Below are 15,698 nucleotides of genomic sequence, written 5' to 3' on the forward strand. Positions count from 1 at the left end.
CCCTTATACGCGCCGACGCCTCCCGGAAAGCCCGGGAGGCGTTTTTTGCGCGATTCTTCGTGTTTTTCTTTACTTTTTTTCACGTTTCTCTTGATTTTGCCCCCCCCCCCTATGCTAAAATGTTTTAAGAGGTGCCCCCGTTTTTTGTCCATTCCGCTAAAATTCAGGAGCATCCAGACATTGAACACACAGGAGGTTTTTTCTTATGCGGTTGCGAAAAACACTCAAACGAACGGCCGCCGCAACGCTGGCTCTGAGCATGGCGCTGTCTGCGGCAGCCCCCGCCGTCACGGCGGCCTACATCTGTGATGTCAGCCAGGGCAGTGTGAACATCACTGTGGATGCAGACGGCAGCAAGACCATCCAGGTGGGCGGCCAGAAGGTGGAGGACGACGGCGACGGCACGGATGATATCATCATCACCGGCGACAACACCCAGGCACCTGCCTCCCAGAACGACGCCGCCGAACCCGCACCGGCGGAGACCGAGGACGAGGAAGCCCCGGCCGAAGAAGATGCAGCCCCGGCTGACGAAGCTGAAGCGCCCGAAACCGCTGACGCAGAGGGCACCGAAGATGCCGCAGCGGACGATGCCGACGCAGAGGATGCGGCCGCTGAGCCCGCAACGCTGGAGCTGTCTGCCCCGGCCGTGGATACCGGCGACGAAGCTGAGGACACCCCCGCCGAGCCGGAGCGCACCGTCACCGAGACCGAGGACGGCACCGTGATCGAATACGGCGATTACACCGTGGACCCCGATGTGCAGGTGACGAAGCCCGAACCCGCGCCGGAAGCCGCCGCACCGGCCGAAAAAGCCGCCGACCCCGAAGACGAGACCGTCACCTACGAAGCCCCGGCCGAGGAGAACACGTCGGTCGTCAGCTCGGTGGTGGAGAACGTGGTCAAGATCGTCAACAATTATAAAGATGCGCTGAACATCATCCTGCGGAACCTGAAGGTGGATGCGGGCACCTCGAAGGAAGACGCCATGAACATCTCCGGCACCGGCGACGTGACGCTGGAGCTGGACGGCAAAAATGAGCTGATCAGCGGCAGCAGCACGTATGATTCTGCACACGGCTCTCTCGCCGGCCTGCACAGCGGGCTCCTCGACGGAACCCTCACCCTCACCGATGCTGACAAGGACGGTGGATCTCTGACCGCCAAAGGGGGATATTCCAAAGACTCTGGCTATGTTAGCTCCGACGGGATCTACGCCAAAGATCTGTCAATCATTGACACTTCCATCACTGCCGTCGGCGGCGATGTCGGCGGCTCATTATCCTACGGCGGAACCGGCCTGTCTGCAGATGTCCTCAACATGACCGGGTCTTCTCTTTCTGCGACCGGTGGAAGTGTGAACAACTCCACTGACGACTACTCCAGCGGCGGTCTCGGCCTCGGTATTGGCAATTACGATGGTCTGAAATCCAACATTTCTGACAGCCATATTTCTGCGATCGGTGGAAACAGCAGCAGTAGCGGAAAAAATGCTACTGGCGGCACAGGTGCTAATATTATAGGTACTGCCGCTGACAGCTACCAGATCGATCACGTCACTCTCCTTGCGCAGGGCGGGAATGCGCAGGCTTCCGGCTCCGGCAACGCGACCGGCGGCAGGGGAATCGATCGCAACTCCGGCAAAATAACGATCTCGGACAGTGCAGTCACCGTGGCAGGCGGCAATGCAGTGTCCGAAAGCGGAACTGCGACCGGCGGCGGCGGTTACTATAACAACGCCAATTACTATAACGAACGCAATAACGACGTGCATCTGGTTTCCGGCAGTCTGACCGCGGTGGGCGGAAGCGGAAGCAGTAAAAACGGTTCTTCCTTCGATATTTCTTCTGAGCTCATAAAGAACTACTACATTTCCGATGGCGAAACGTTTTCTGTTTATGAACCCGGTGACTCGGAGTATAACATAGCGCGCTCCGATCGACTCGTTGTCTCAGAAGACAGCGGGATCGTCTACTACAACCATTCTGCTGTGGTTCAGAACGAAGACGGCTCTGTTACTGTGACCGGTGAGCCGTTCCGTTATGTGCGCGGCGACCACGTGTACACCATTGCTTCCCGCACCGACAGTACCATCATCTGGCACTGCAATGATGCGGGTGTGGAAGACCTTGAGCTGCCCATCCCGGCCGGTTCCACCTTTGACGCCATGAAGCACGAGTGGGTCACCAGCGAAGACGGCACCTATGAGGAGTGCACCATCTGCCACCTGCAGCGCACCATCCCCCAGCCGGAGCCGGACCAGCCCGACACCCCCAGCAATGACACCACCGCCGCTGCCGTGCCCGCTGCCCTGCACCTGCGCGTGGTGGATGCCAACGGCGCAGATGTGACCTTTGAGACCCGCACCGAGAGCGGCAATTACATCGTGGATGCCCGCCGCGACGGCCTGGACACCGCCACCCTCATTGCGCCGCTGCCCGTGCTGCGCGAGCTGCAGGCTTCCGGCGCGGAGAGCATCACTTTTGTGACCAACCTTAAGACCACCACCCTGAGTCTTTCCGCTCTGCTGGCTCTGGGCGGCGAGGACGACGAAGCCCAGCTCCTTCACACCGGCGATGTGCCCACCCTGACCGTGGGCGGCACCGTGCACAACGAGCTGCTGTAAGCGCCCCCTTTCCCTCTTACGCGCGCTCTGATCCCCGTCGGGTGTTCTCCCCGGCGGGGATTTTTGCTGCGGCCGCAAACAAAACGGACAGCCCTGCATTGCCTGCACAGCTGTCCGTTTTTGCTTGTCTGATTCAGATATACCGTCCCGTGATGCTCTCCGGGTCCTGCTTCACCTGTTCCGGGGTGCCTGCCGCCACGATGCGGCCGCCAGCGTCGCCGCCGCCCGGGCCCATATCCACGATATAGTCCGCGTTGCGGATGACGTCCAGATCATGCTCGATGACCACCACCGTGGCCCCATTCTCGATCAGCTTCTGGAACACGCCCAGCAGGGTCTGCACGTCCAGCGGGTGCAGGCCGATGGTGGGCTCATCGAACACGAACACGCTGTCGGCCTGCCCGCGGCCCATCTCGCTGGCCAGCTTGAGCCGCTGGGCCTCGCCGCCGGAAAGGCTGGGCGTTTCTTCGCCGAGGGTCAGGTAGCCAAGGCCCAGCTCCTTCAGCACCTGCAGGCGCTGGCGCACCAGCTTGCGGTCGGCGCAGGCATCCAGCGCGGTGGACACGTCCATGTCCATCAGATCGGCCATGGAGGCCGCCCCGCCGCCCGCCGTGGGCAGCTTGACTGCCGCCGCTTCCCGGCTGTAGCGGGAGCCGCCGCAGTCCGGGCAGGGCACATCCACGTCCGGCAGGAACTGCACGTCCAGACTGATGACACCAGTGCCGTCGCAGGTAGGGCACCGCAGTTTGCCGGTGTTGTAGGAGAAGTCGCCCGCCTTATAGCCGTGGCCCTTCGCGTCCGGCGTTTTGGCAAAGAGCTTGCGCAGCTCGTCGTGCACGTTGGCATAGGTGGCTACCGTGGAGCGCACATTGATGCCGATGGGCGTCGCGTCGATGAGCTTCACCTGCGCGATGCCGTCTGCTTCCACAGCCTTCACATGCCCCGGCAGAGCGGTGCCGTTCACTTTGGCCTGCAGCGCCGGGATGAGGCTTTCCAGAATGAGGGTGGTCTTGCCGCTGCCGGACACACCCGTGACGACGGTGAGCCGCCCCTTGGGCAGGTCCAGTTCCAGCGACTTCACGGTGTGGATGGCGTCCGTGGAAAGGTGGATGCGCCCCAGCGCGAACAGCTCATTTTCCGGTGTACGGGGCCGCGCATGGACGCCCGCCCGGCCCGCGAGAAACGGCCCGATCTGGGAGGCGAGGCTTGCTTCAATTTCCGGGATGGTCCCCTGCGCAATGACGTGCCCGCCCTTGGCACCGGCTTCCGGGCCCATCTCGATGAGCCAGTCGGCTTCCTTTAAAATTTGGGTGTCGTGGTCCACCAGCACCACCGAGTTGCCGTCGGCGATGAGGTCGTGCATCACGTCGGTTAGTCCCTCGATGTTGGAAGGATGCAGACCGATGGACGGCTCGTCCAGCACATACAGCACACCGGTGGTGCGGTTGCGCACGGCGCGGGCCAGCTGCATCCGCTGGCGCTCACCGGTGGAGAGGGTGGATGCCGCACGATCCAGCGTCAGGTAGCTAAGCCCCAGCGACAGCAGCCGCGCCGCCACCGTCTGGAAGGATTCGCAGATATTCCGGGCCATGGGGCGCATTTCTTCCGGCAGGCTGTCCGGCACGCCTGCCACCCAGTCGGTGAGCTGGGCAAGGGTCATCTGGCAGGCTTTGTCCAGCGTAATGCCTCGCAGGCGCGGCGTGCGGGCCGCTGCCGTCAGGCGGGAGCCGCCGCAGTCCGGGCAGACGCCCTGCCGCAAAAACTTTTCCACCCGCTTCATGCCCTTCTCGTCCTTGACCTTGGAGAGGGCGTTTTCCACCGTGTAGGTGGCGTTGAAGTAGGTGAAATCCAGCTCCCCGGCCTGATTGGAGTTTTTGTTGTGGTAGAAAATGTGCTTTTTCTCGGCCGGGCCGTGGAAGACGATGTCCTTTTCCTTGTTGGTCAAATCACGGAAGGGTACATCGGTGCGCACGCCCATCTCGCGGCAGATGTCGGTCATCAGCGACCACATCAGGCTTTTCCAGGGGGCCACCGCACCCTCGTCGATGGTGAGGGAGTCGTCCGGCACAAGGGTGCTCTCGTCCACGGTCATCACGGTGCCGGTGCCGCTGCAGGTGCGGCAGGCGCCCTGGCTGTTGAAGGCGAATTCCTCCGCCGAGAGCGCCCGCACGCTGGCCCCGCACACCGGACAGACCAGCGGCTTTTCGGCCGCCACGGCAAGGCTGGGCTCCAGCCAGTGGCCGCACTGCGGGCAGGGGTAGCTGGACAGGCGGGAGTACATCAGCCGCAGACTGTTCAGCAGCTCGGTGCCGGTGCCAAAGGTGCTGCGGATGCCGGGCACGGCGGGCCGCTGGTGCAGAGCCAGCGCCGCCGGGACGTACAGCACCTCGTCCACGGTGGCCTTGGCTGCCTGGGTCATGCGGCGGCGGGTGTAGGTGGAAAGGGCATCCAGATACCGCCGGGAGCCCTCGGCATACAGCACACCCAGTGCAAGGCTGGATTTGCCCGAGCCGGACACACCCGCCACGCCCACGATCTTGCCCAGCGGCACATCCACGTCCACATTTTTCAGGTTGTGCACCCGTGCGCCGCGGATCTCGATATGATCGACCATTTTTCCTTCTCCCCTGTCTTTGGAATGGTTTTATTGTAACACAATGCAGGCAAAAAACAAGCGCCCACCCAAACGGGCAGGCGCCTGTGTGCCGGAACTTAGTTGGAAAGGATCATGCGGTCGTTTGCAAACTCGCCGCCGCTGGCGATCTGGAACTTGGCCAGCAGGTCGGAGACGTGCAGGTTCTTCTTTTCCTCGCCTGCCACGTCGTAGATGATATGGCCCTCGTGCATCATGATCAGGCGGTTGCCATACTTGATGGCGTCCTTCATGTTGTGGGTGATCATCATGGTGGTCAGGTGGTTCTCCTCCACGATCTTGGCCGAGAGGGTCAGCACCTTGAGGGCGGTCTTGGGGTCAAGGGCGGCGGTGTGCTCGTCCAGCAGCAGGAGCTTGGGCTTGTTCATAGTGGCCATCAGCAGGGTCAGCGCCTGACGCTGGCCGCCGGACAGCAGACCCACACGGGCGGTCAAACGGTCTTCCAGGCCCAGGTCCAGCGTTTTGAGCAGTTCACGGTACTGCTCCCGCTCCGCCTTGGTGATGCCGATGCGCAGGGTGCGGGGTTTGCCGCGGCGGGCCGCCAGGGCAAGGTTTTCCTCGATCTGCATGGTGGCGGCTGTGCCGGTCATGGGGTCCTGGAACACGCGGCCGATGTAGGCGGCGCGCTGGTGCTCGCTCAGGCGGGTAACGTCCACGCCGTCAATGAGGATCTTGCCCTCGTCCACCGGCCACACACCGGCCACGGCGTTCAGCATGGTGGATTTGCCTGCGCCGTTGCCGCCGATGACGGTGACGAAGTCGCCCTCGTTCAGCTTCAGGTTCAGGCCGTTCAGGGCCGTTTTCTGGTTGACCGTGCCAGCGTTAAAGGTCTTGGAAACATTCTGGATCTCAAGCATTTTTTGCATCCTCCTTTGCCTTCTTCACCGGCTTCGAGAAGTACTTGCCCTTCCAGTACGGCACGGCAAGGAAAATGGCCACCACGGAAGCGCTCAGCAGCTTCAGCAGGTTGGCGTCGAAGCCCAGGGTCAGCACCAGCTGGATGACGATGTAGTAGATGATGGCACCCAGCGAGACGGACACCATCTTGAGGGCGAAGTTGTGGAAGATGCGGCTGAAGATGGCCTCGCCGATGATGACGGCTGCCAGACCGATGACGATGGCACCGCGGCCCATGCCGACATCCGCAAAGCCCTGATACTGGCTCAGCAGCGCACCGGACAGGGCCACCAGGCCGTTGGACACAGCCAGGCCCAGCACGATGTTGAAGTTGGTGTTGATGCCCTGTGCGCGGGACATGGCGGGGTTGGAGCCGGTGGCGCGGATGGCGCAGCCCAGCTCGGTGCCGAAGAACCAGTACAGCACCGCGATGACCACCGCCGTGGCGATGATGACCATGATGATGGGGTTGTGCAGCGCGAACTCCTTGACCCAGCGCAGGGAGATGAGCAGGCCGTACTTATCCACATTGATGGACTGGTTGGCTTTGCCCATGATCTTCAGGTTGATGGAGTAGAGAGCCAGCTGGGTCAGGATGCCGGCCAGAATGGCCGGGATGCCCATGAAGGTGTGCAACAGGCCGGTGACAAGGCCTGCCAGAAGGCCCGCCAGCAGCGCCATGAGCAGCGAGACCCAGACGTTCTGGCCAGAGAGCAGGCACATGACGCACACAGCGCCGCCGGTGCCGAAGGAGCCGTCCACGGTCAGGTCGGCCACATCCAGGATGCGGTAGGTGAGATAAACGCCGATGGCCATGATGCCCCAGATAAGGCCCTGTGCACAGGCACCCGGCAGAGCGCCCGGCAGGTTTGCCAGTCTTGCAATGATGTCCAAAACAATTCCTCCTGTTTCTGATACACTTTTTTCATCTCCCGTCGGATACGGGAAAGCGGAGAAAGGCCATTTTTCGCCCTTCTCCGCTGATTTTTATGTTTGTTTTCCCGAGAGTGCCTTAGCCCTCGATCTCCTCGTAGCCTTCGGGAACGGTCAGGCCCAGATCATCGCAGATGGCCTCGTTGTACTTCTTGGTCACATTGGTGTTCTCAATGGGCATGGTAGAGATGTCGGCCTCGCCCTTCAGGATCTTCACTGCCATCTCACCGGTGGTGCGGCCCAGATCGTAGTAGCTGATGGACAGGGTAGCCACGCCGCAGCCGGAGCAGATGCCCTCCTCGCCTGTGAACACGGGCTTCTTGGCCGGGCGGCAGATGCCGTCCACGATGCCGGTGTTGGCAGCAACGGTGTTATCGGTGGGAACGTACAGTGCGTCGTTCTCGTTCGCAGCCTGCTGGCAGACGGAGGACAGATCGTTGGAATCCGAGAAAGCGTACTGGGTAGCGGTGACGCCCTTGGCTTCCAGATACTTCTGGACCTCGTCCACCTGGTACTGGCTGTTTGCCTCAGCAGAGCAGTACAGCAGGCCGACATTCTTCACATCGGGCAGCCACTCCACGATCATATCGGCCTGCTCGCCCAGGGGAGCCAAGTCGGAAGTGCCGGAGACGTTGCCGCCCACGGTGCCGTCGTAGTTGTCCAGGCCCAGGGCCACGCCATACTCGGTGACGGAGGTGCCCAGGATGGGGATGGTGTCGGTGGCAGCCTGTGCAGCCTGCAGGGCGGGGGTGGCGTTTGCCATGATCAGGTCCACGCCTGCGGAAACGAAGCCGTTGGTGATGGTGGCGCAGGTGGCGGAATCGCCCTGTGCGTTCTGCAGGTCGAAGGTGACGTTATCGCCAAACTCCTCGGTCAGGACATCCTGGAAGCCCTGGGTGGCAGCGTCCAGAGCGGCATGCTGCACCAGCTGGCAGATGCCGATGGTATAGGTCTGGCCATCAGCGGCTGCCGCAGAAGATGCGGTGGAGGAAGCTGCAGTGGATGCAGAAGAACCGCCGCAGGCAGTCAGGGCAGCAGCAGCGCCGCAGGCAGCGGCAGCAGCCAGGAAGGAACGACGAGTGATTTTACGCATAATGATCTATCTCCTCTATTTTTCGCTTGCGCAGCCTACAGGTGCCGCGCCGGAAAGCAATGATTGTAAGCGTGTGTCGTACAGTTTCGCTTTACACTCGTGAAGTATAGCACACATTCTGCAGTAAAACAACTCACTTTTGCCCGAAAACGGCCTTAATTATCAATCATTTAAAACATATCAATCAATTATTTTGATACATACTTCAATTTTGCCTGATAAGCGGTCAGTTTTGCCATTTCCCCCTGCAGCCAGCCGAGGTTGCGCTCCAGCTGTGGCAGGAATGGCTGCGCAAAATTGTAATCAAAGTACAGCGCCTGCCAGAGCTTTGCCTGCATCCGGCGCACCAGCACCGGGCCGAGAGCCGCTTCCAGCTGTTCCACAGTGTCTTCCAGCGCCATGCAGGTCTGCGCCCAGCGCACATCCGTCGCTTCCCGCGCGGGGACATCATAGCGGGCAAGGTAATCCTGCACCCGCGCTTCGATCACCTGCCCGCCGCAGCCGGTGGGCTGCAAAAAGTAGCTCACCTGCCCGTCCCGGCTGATCTCCTGCGCCAGCGGGTACAGAGCACACACCAGCGGTTCCGCGTCATGGATGGCGCAGTGATTTTCGGTGAGAAAGGGGCAGTTATTGCGGTTCTCCTTCACCGGGGCCAGCCGCAGCACCGGCAGGTGGCTCACCATGCCGATGCTGGCCCGGCAGAAGCCCCGCGCCACGATCTGCGGCGGCAGGTGCAGCCGGGCCGCGATGCGCCACAGGTCAAAGCCGGACAACACGATATCCTCCCGCCCGCGGCAGCAGTCGCCGCAGCCATTGCACGCAAAGCTGAAATGTGCCTCCCGCGCCAGCAGCGGCATGGCCTCGGTGCGGGTGAAGTCGATCTGCCCGCACAGGTCGATGTGGTGGTCTCGCATACTATTCGCTCCATCTCTTTCAGAATAGTTCTAGTGTATCACACTGCCAACCAAAACAAAAGGGAGCAAATCGCTCCCTTTCATTTTGGCTTACTCATATTTTTTCGCCGGGATGACGATGGCCCCGAACAGCGAGAGAATGTACACGATGAGCACCGCCCCCCACACCTGCCAGCCGGCGGCACGCTCGAACAGCACCGCCGCAGCCGTGCAGGGCGGCATCAGGACCATAGACACCACGCACCACACCCGCATCCATTTAAGCACATGCAGCCAGTTGCGGTTGTTGTAGTACACGCCCGGGATGTGGATGTGGAACCCGCCCTGCGCAAAGTTGCAGATGCGGTTCTCATCGTAGTAGCGCGGCAGGGTCTCCGGCATCCAGAACAAGGTGTAGGCTCCATACACGACGCCGAAGATCGCATTCATGATGAGCAGCGCCTTTGCGCCCTCGGTGCCTGCCAGCCCCGCCGCACAGACGACGGCAGTGCCCACAAGGCCCAGCAGCACATAGACTGCATACAGCGGCAGGAACTTCTGGGTCCGGGCCTGACGGCGCTCCGGCGGCTCTGCCGAGAAGGTCAGCGCCTTGCGGATGAGTTCTTCCGTCTCCTCGCGGGTAAAGCGCTGTTCTTCTTCGACGCGGCGGCCCTGCAAAAGCTCGGCCACCGTCACGTTCAGAATTTCTGCCAGCGGCACCAGCAGCGAGATATCCGGCACGCTCAGGCCCCGCTCCCATTTGCTCACGGCCTTATCCGATACATACAGGTCTGCAGCCAGCTCCCGCTGGGTCATGCCCTTTTCCCTGCGCAGCTGCGCCAGAAAGCTGCCGAATGCGGCTTTGTCCAGTCCGTACATGTTGTCCTCCTTGTGAGCCTGCGGCTCTGTTCGTGGCTCCATTGTACCGGGCAAACCCGCTTTGCGCAACCGACCGGCAGTAGAATCAACGTTTTGCGGACATTTTTGTTTCCAGTTTCCGGTAAACGCTGATGGCATCCTGAATGTTGAACTGCTCGGTGATGTGGCTGCCGGGCGCGCCCAGCGTGACCAGAATGTACTCGCGTCCCTGCACCGTTGCAAGGCTTGCCAGGCACAGCCCGGCCGCTGCGGTGTAGCCGGTCTTGCCACCCAGAATTTTATCCTGCCCGTCGGAAAGCTCGCTGCCGTTCAGTTTGCTCAGCAGGGTGCTGGCAAAGGAAACGCCTTCCGGGTGCTGGGCCGTTGGGATGCTGGTGTAGTGCCCGGTGGTGAAGATGGTGCGAAAGGTCTCGTTCTGCAGCGCCGCCTGCAGCAGCTTGGCAAGGTCAGCGGCGGTGGAGTAATGCTCGGTCTCGGTCAGGCCGATGGGGTTGCAGAAGTGGGTGTTCTTCATGCCCAGCTCTGCGGCTTTCTGGTTCATCAACGCCACAAAGGCGCTCTCGCTGCCGCTCACCAGCCGGGCCAGCGCTTCGCAGCACTCGGCCCCGGAAGGCAGCATGGCACCATACAGCACGTCCCGCACCGTGACCGTCTCGCCGGGCGCAAAACCCGCCATGGACGCATTTTCGGCCGTCAGTTCCGGGAACACATCCTCCGGCAGGGTCACAGGCTGGTCGAGGTCCGGCTGGGCTTCGATGGCCAGCAGCACGGTCATCATCTTGGTCAGGGACGCCGGGGCCACTTTTTCGTTGGCACGTTTCTGCGCCAGCACCTGCCCGGTCTGGGCGTCCATCAGAAGGGCATGGCGGCTGGTGGTGTCCAGCAGAATGTTCTGCCGCAGGGCCAGCACCACAAACAGCAGCGCAAGGGCCAGTAGACACAGCAAAATACGCCTGCCGTGTGCGCGGCGGCGGTGGAATTTTTTCATCTTGATCGCATCCTTTTCAAAAACATAAAAGCGCTTTCACCTCTTATAACGAGACAAAAGCGCTTCTGGATGCAATCTCCGGGCAGATTTTCGGGGTTTGGGCCGAAACTTATTTCAGCTTCATGCCGTCGCTGAAGGCCGTGCCGACCCGCTCGCCCAGCACATGATAGCCGTTGTGCACCGGCTCGTAGGAAATGGGGCGGAACTTTGTCATGTCGATCTTGCCGTCCGCACCCAGAATGCGCTCATCGGCGCTGATGTTCACGATCTCGCCGATGATGTTGCCTTCCTCGGTGCTGTGCACATACTTGCACTCCAGCGTCAGCGGCAGCTGGGTAAACAGCGGTGCATCCACCACGGCGCTCTTTTCAGCGGTCAGGCCGGACTTTTCCATCTTATCCGGGGTGTTGTTGCCGGAGACGATGCCCACATAATCGCAGGCGGCCACATTCTCGGCGTCGGCAAAGCTGACGGTGAATGCCCTTTTCTGCAGGATGTTCTTGGTGGTCTTATGGCCGGCGCTCAGGCACAGCTCCACAAGGTTCGTGTCATACAGGCCGCCCCAGGCTGCATTCATGGCATCCGGCTTGCCATTTTCATCGTAGGTGCCGATGATGAGCACCGGCAGCGGGTAGAACCAAGGATTGGAACCAAACTCTTTGCGCATACAAAACACTCCTTTTGCGTGAATTCCTAGTGTTTCACTGGTGATAACTCTATTGTACCACCTTTTTGTGAAGATTCAATCCCTTCGATGGGCAGGCCAGCGGGGAGCTTTCTCCGCGAACAGCCCGGAACCCACGGTTCCGCCCCGACGCTTTGCGCCGGGGCCCCACTTCCCGGTCATTCGCCAGAGAAACTCCCCGCCGTCCTGCCCGGGAAAGCTGCATCTATCCCCGTGCGACAGGTATCCGAATCTCCGTCACATACTGCGCCGGGTCATCCGAGATGCAGTTGTCGATCAGTGTGATCTCACGGGAGAAACCGGCGATCTGCAGGCCGTTTGCCGCAAGGAACTGCGCCAGCTGTTCGTAGTACTGCGGTGCCCGGCTGTGGTCGCCCCGGAACCGCACCGCAGCGCAGCGGCAGGGCGGCAGAGTCTCCACGCGGCCTTCGTAGACATCGTCTTCTTCCAGCACCAGAAACACAAGGTCGTAATGCCCGAACTCTGCGCTTTTCAGGTTTTCTCCCGAGATGCCCACGCCCACCTTCCCGATGTAGCTCAGCGGCAGTTTCTGATCCTGCTCGATCTTTCGGATGGAGCGCTCCAGCCAGAGGTAACTGTTGAACTTCACGCTGTCCCGCAGCAGCACCAGCCGCAGGGCGGGCTGCTCCACCAGACGGATGCAGTCCAGCTCCGAGCGGCGGGCGTCCTCCAGCTGGGCCAGACGGTGGTCGATCTTGCGTTCCATGATCTCCAGTTCCTGCTTTTTGCGGGCGATCAGCTCTTTCTGGCGGCGCAGGGCCTCCGCGATGTTGTCCACATCCCGGTCGTGCAGGGTGGCCGCGATCTCATCCAGCGGCAGGCCCAGCGCCCGCAGGTAGCGGATGTTGGTCAGCTGCTCGAACTGCCGGACGCTGTAGTAGCGGTAGCCGGTGGCCGGGTCGGTATACTCTGGCTTCAGCAGGCCCACCTGCTCGTAGTGGCGCAGGGTGCCCACGCTCAGATGGTACATCTTTGCCACCTCGCCGATCTGGAACAGTTCACGTTCAGCCATGAAGCACCTCGTTTGTCCGGTTCAGCTGCCGCTTGAGCCAGCAATAGGCAATGACACACACCACACTGGAAAACAGCGAGCCGCACGCCGACGCCAGACCCATGGGCAGCAGCGTCTGCGGGAAGAACCGGGACGCGAGATAGGCCCCCGGCACGCGCACCAGAAGGATGGACAGGCTGTTGTGCAAAAAGGACAGCCCCGACTTGCCGTAAGCGCAGAAATAACCGCTGAAACTGAACTGGATGCCCGCAAACAGACAGTCAAAGATGTAACCCCGGATGTAGGATGCGCCCGCCAGCACCACGGCTTCGTCCGAGGTGAAAGGCCGCACCACCGACGGCGCAATGAACTGCATCAGCACGGCCATCACCGTACCAAAGGCCACGCCGATGCCGATAGCATAGCGCAGGATGGCGTCGGCACGGTCGTGCTTGCCAGCGCCGATATTCTGGGCACCCAGCGCCGACACGGTGGACAGCATGGAGCTGGGCACGAGGAACAAAAAGCTGATGATCTTTTCCACGATGCCCACAGCGGCCGCATCGGTCAGGCCGCGATGATTTGCAATGATGGTGATGATCATGAAGGACACCTGGATGAAGCCATCCTGCAGCATCACCGGCACACCGATGCCAAGCAGCTCGCCCAGCACATCCTTCTTCGGTTTGAGGTCTGTACCCGTCACGCGGATGCTGTGCCGCTTCCGAATGACCAGCAGCGACACTACCACGCTGACCAGCTGGGAAAGGGTCGTGCCCAGGGCTGCACCGGCCGGGCCGAGATGCAGTGCGCCCATAAAGAGGTAGTCCAGCGCGATGTTGCTCACGCAGGCGATCGCAATGAAATACATCGGGCTTTTGGAATCGCCCAGCCCGCGAAAAATAGACGCCAGAATGTTATAAGCCGTGATGCATGGGATGCCGATAAAGCAGATGATGAGGTACGCTTTTGCGCCCGCCACGGCTTCTTCGGGCACCGACACCAGCCGGATGATGGGGTCCACAAAGCCCACCAGCACCGCTGCCAGCACCACCGACCCCGTCAGAAACAGGGTGACCGTGTTGCCGATGAGCTTTGCCGCGTGGGAACGGTTCCCCGCACCGACGGCCCGCCCGATGGTGACCGTCGTGCCCATGGCAAGGCCCACGATCATCACGGTGATCATATGCATCACCTGACTGCCGATGGACACTGCTGTGGTGCTGGCCACACCCTCGAACTGCCCGATAATGAACAGGTCGGCCATGCCGTACAGCGTCTGCAGAAAATACGAAAGCAGATACGGCAGCGAGAAATACAGGATGCTTTTCAGCACACTTCCGCTGGTGAGATTCTTTTCCATATGCGTTTGTCCGCCCGCCGGTCCCCTCCACTGCCAACCTTTCGCAGGGCACTCCCGGCGGGCACTCCTTTCCGTCATAGATAGTAAACTCTATAACGGTTGTAGAGTCAAGACTTTATTGCAATAAAGCGGCCCCGCCATGCTGATTACTCAACACAGCGGGGCCACTCAATGCTTCATAGAAATTGATTACGGCCAAAGCTTAACATCCCACAGAATCATCTCACCATAATAGTTACTGCCACCCGTACTGACCTCGGGAACAATTTTAAGATAATTTACATTTGAAACATCCACTTCAAACTTTACGGTGTCTTTGGTTTTCTTTACAATCTCCGGCGAAGTTTTTACCAGATTGCCATCTGCATAGACATTTATCTTTCCCCAGCCGTATTCCCCAGCCTCTTTATAGGCATTCAGGTTCATTGTTAACTTCTTATATTTTTTATCAAGCAGGTACTCTACTTCCCCATAAAAGATTGTAAGCGCTGCATTATAACGAGTGTTCGTCCAATAGCACTCATACCGCCTGAATACCATATAGTTGACGCCATTTGCATATGTGCAACCAAACGGATCTGTCGGCGTAAGGTTATTCCATACAACACTCCCATTAAACGGTTCCAAATATGACAGCGGAACCGAACCATCTGAACTCGGCGCGCTTCCGCCCCCACCACTGCAGCCAGTCAGCGCAGTCATTGTGCATACAGCACCCACAGCACCCATTACTTTCAAAAATTTACGGCGGTCAATTTTCTTCATCATGATTCACCTCATCATATACGATTTTTCCACGAGTATCCATCAGGATGCCCATTTATTGTCTTTAGTATAGATAATATTTATCTAAAAGTCAATAGACGGATTCCATCTAACCTATCCTATTACGCAGGGAGGGTTGATATTATGAAAAATCGACTGAAAGACCTACGTGAGGATCATGATTTTACCCAACAGATGGTGGCCGATAAAATCGGCATCACCCAGCGCAAATACAGCTATGTGGAAACCGGAACCCAGCAGCTGACCGCAGAACTTCTGGTGCCGCTGGCACAACTCTATACGGTAAGCATTGATTATCTTCTTTGCCAGACGGATATTCCCGACCGGTATCCGCTCTGTTGAACATGTTGCTATCACTATTTTTCTGTTTCTTCTAGCGCAGTAAAATAGTCCCATGTATACAGCAGCAAGCCCCGGGAACTTTCCCAGAGCTTTTGCAAAAGAAAAACGCCCTGAGATTTCTCTCAAGACGTTTGATTCAAGTCGGCGACTACCTATTTTCACGCGCCGTTTCCAGCGAACTATCTTCGGCACAAGTGAGCTTAACTTCTGTGTTCGGAATGGGAACAGGTGGAACCTCACCGTCATCGACACCGACCGATCTGACTGGTCTGGTATAACATGTTTGTTGTACTTTGTCCAGTGTTTTTAGAAGGACGTGCCTTCAAAACTGAATAATCACTGCTAACATTTTTTCGTTGACTGAAAAGTCTCAAGCGAATTGTGGTCAAGCCCTCGACCTATTAGTACACGCTTGCTGAATGGATCACTCCACTTACACATCGTGCCTATCAACCTTGTAGTCTTCAAGGGGTCTTACTTGTTTGAAACAATGGGATATCTTATCTTTGGGTCGGCTTCACGCTTAGATGCTTTCAGCGTTTATCCGA

The 15,698-nt window shown here is 59.4% G+C and carries 13 protein-coding genes and 2 rRNA genes; 2 read left to right on the forward strand and 13 right to left on the reverse strand.

Annotation, left to right across the window (positions count from 1 at the left end):
• Positions 1–205: 205 nt before the first annotated feature.
• Positions 206–2,626, forward strand: a complete 2,421-nt coding sequence (locus CGS49_RS13095; RefSeq protein WP_097802227.1) for an autotransporter outer membrane beta-barrel domain-containing protein — start codon at positions 206–208, stop codon at positions 2,624–2,626.
• Positions 2,627–2,759: 133 nt separating this feature from the next.
• On the opposite strand, the gene CGS49_RS13100 is transcribed toward CGS49_RS13095, so the two are convergent.
• From CGS49_RS13100 to CGS49_RS13150, 11 genes are all read right to left on the reverse strand, one after another.
• Positions 2,760–5,240 carry an excinuclease ABC subunit UvrA gene (locus CGS49_RS13100; protein WP_097802228.1) on the reverse strand — a complete coding sequence of 827 codons (2,481 nt, stop codon included), beginning with the start codon at positions 5,238–5,240 and terminating at the stop codon, positions 2,760–2,762.
• A 98-nt stretch (positions 5,241–5,338) separates the two neighbouring features.
• Positions 5,339–6,136, reverse strand: coding sequence for an ABC transporter ATP-binding protein (locus CGS49_RS13105; RefSeq protein ID WP_097802229.1), 798 nt, complete (start codon positions 6,134–6,136; stop codon positions 5,339–5,341).
• Positions 6,129–7,070, reverse strand: coding sequence for an ABC transporter permease (locus tag CGS49_RS13110; protein WP_097802230.1), 942 nt, complete (start codon positions 7,068–7,070; stop codon positions 6,129–6,131). The genes CGS49_RS13105 and CGS49_RS13110 overlap by 8 nt, the downstream gene beginning before the upstream one ends.
• A gap of 118 nt (positions 7,071–7,188) precedes the next feature.
• Positions 7,189–8,202, reverse strand: coding sequence for an ABC transporter substrate-binding protein (locus CGS49_RS13115; protein WP_097802231.1), 1,014 nt, complete (start codon positions 8,200–8,202; stop codon positions 7,189–7,191).
• 188 nt (positions 8,203–8,390) lie between these two features.
• Positions 8,391–9,116: a YkgJ family cysteine cluster protein gene (locus CGS49_RS13120; RefSeq protein ID WP_097802232.1), complete on the reverse strand. Its 726-nt coding sequence runs from the start codon at positions 9,114–9,116 to the stop codon at positions 8,391–8,393.
• Between the two features lie 90 nt (positions 9,117–9,206).
• Entirely contained in the window at positions 9,207–9,974 is a 768-nt protein-coding gene (locus tag CGS49_RS13125) for a helix-turn-helix domain-containing protein (protein WP_242975469.1), read from the reverse strand.
• 85 nt (positions 9,975–10,059) lie between these two features.
• Positions 10,060–10,962, reverse strand: coding sequence for a D-alanyl-D-alanine carboxypeptidase family protein (locus CGS49_RS13130; protein WP_097802234.1), 903 nt, complete (start codon positions 10,960–10,962; stop codon positions 10,060–10,062).
• 109 nt (positions 10,963–11,071) lie between these two features.
• Entirely contained in the window at positions 11,072–11,629 is a 558-nt protein-coding gene (locus tag CGS49_RS13135; protein ID WP_097802235.1) for a flavin reductase family protein, read from the reverse strand.
• Positions 11,630–11,852: 223 nt separating this feature from the next.
• Positions 11,853–12,680: a MerR family transcriptional regulator gene (locus CGS49_RS13140; protein ID WP_097802236.1), complete on the reverse strand. Its 828-nt coding sequence runs from the start codon at positions 12,678–12,680 to the stop codon at positions 11,853–11,855.
• On the reverse strand, positions 12,673–14,022 hold the full coding sequence (locus CGS49_RS13145; protein ID WP_097802237.1) for an MATE family efflux transporter: 1,350 nt from the start codon (positions 14,020–14,022) through the stop codon (positions 12,673–12,675). Before CGS49_RS13145 ends, CGS49_RS13140 begins: the two co-directional genes overlap by 8 nt.
• A 189-nt stretch (positions 14,023–14,211) precedes the next feature.
• A complete protein-coding gene (locus tag CGS49_RS13150; protein ID WP_097802238.1) occupies positions 14,212–14,790 on the reverse strand; it encodes an NPCBM/NEW2 domain-containing protein in 579 nt (192 codons plus the stop codon).
• 141 nt (positions 14,791–14,931) lie between these two features.
• On the opposite strand from CGS49_RS13150, the gene CGS49_RS13155 reads away from it, so the two are divergent.
• Positions 14,932–15,150: a helix-turn-helix domain-containing protein gene (locus CGS49_RS13155; RefSeq protein ID WP_097802239.1), complete on the forward strand. Its 219-nt coding sequence runs from the start codon at positions 14,932–14,934 to the stop codon at positions 15,148–15,150.
• A gap of 139 nt (positions 15,151–15,289) precedes the next feature.
• On the opposite strand, the gene rrf is transcribed toward CGS49_RS13155, so the two are convergent.
• Positions 15,290–15,406: ribosomal RNA gene (gene rrf / locus CGS49_RS13160) — 5S ribosomal RNA — on the reverse strand.
• 125 nt (positions 15,407–15,531) lie between these two features.
• A 23S ribosomal RNA gene (locus CGS49_RS13165) occupies positions 15,532–15,698 on the reverse strand; the annotation flags it as partial.

The organism is Faecalibacterium langellae (genome assembly GCF_002549775.1).
GTDB classification, from domain to species: Bacteria; Bacillota; Clostridia; order Oscillospirales; family Ruminococcaceae; genus Faecalibacterium; species Faecalibacterium langellae.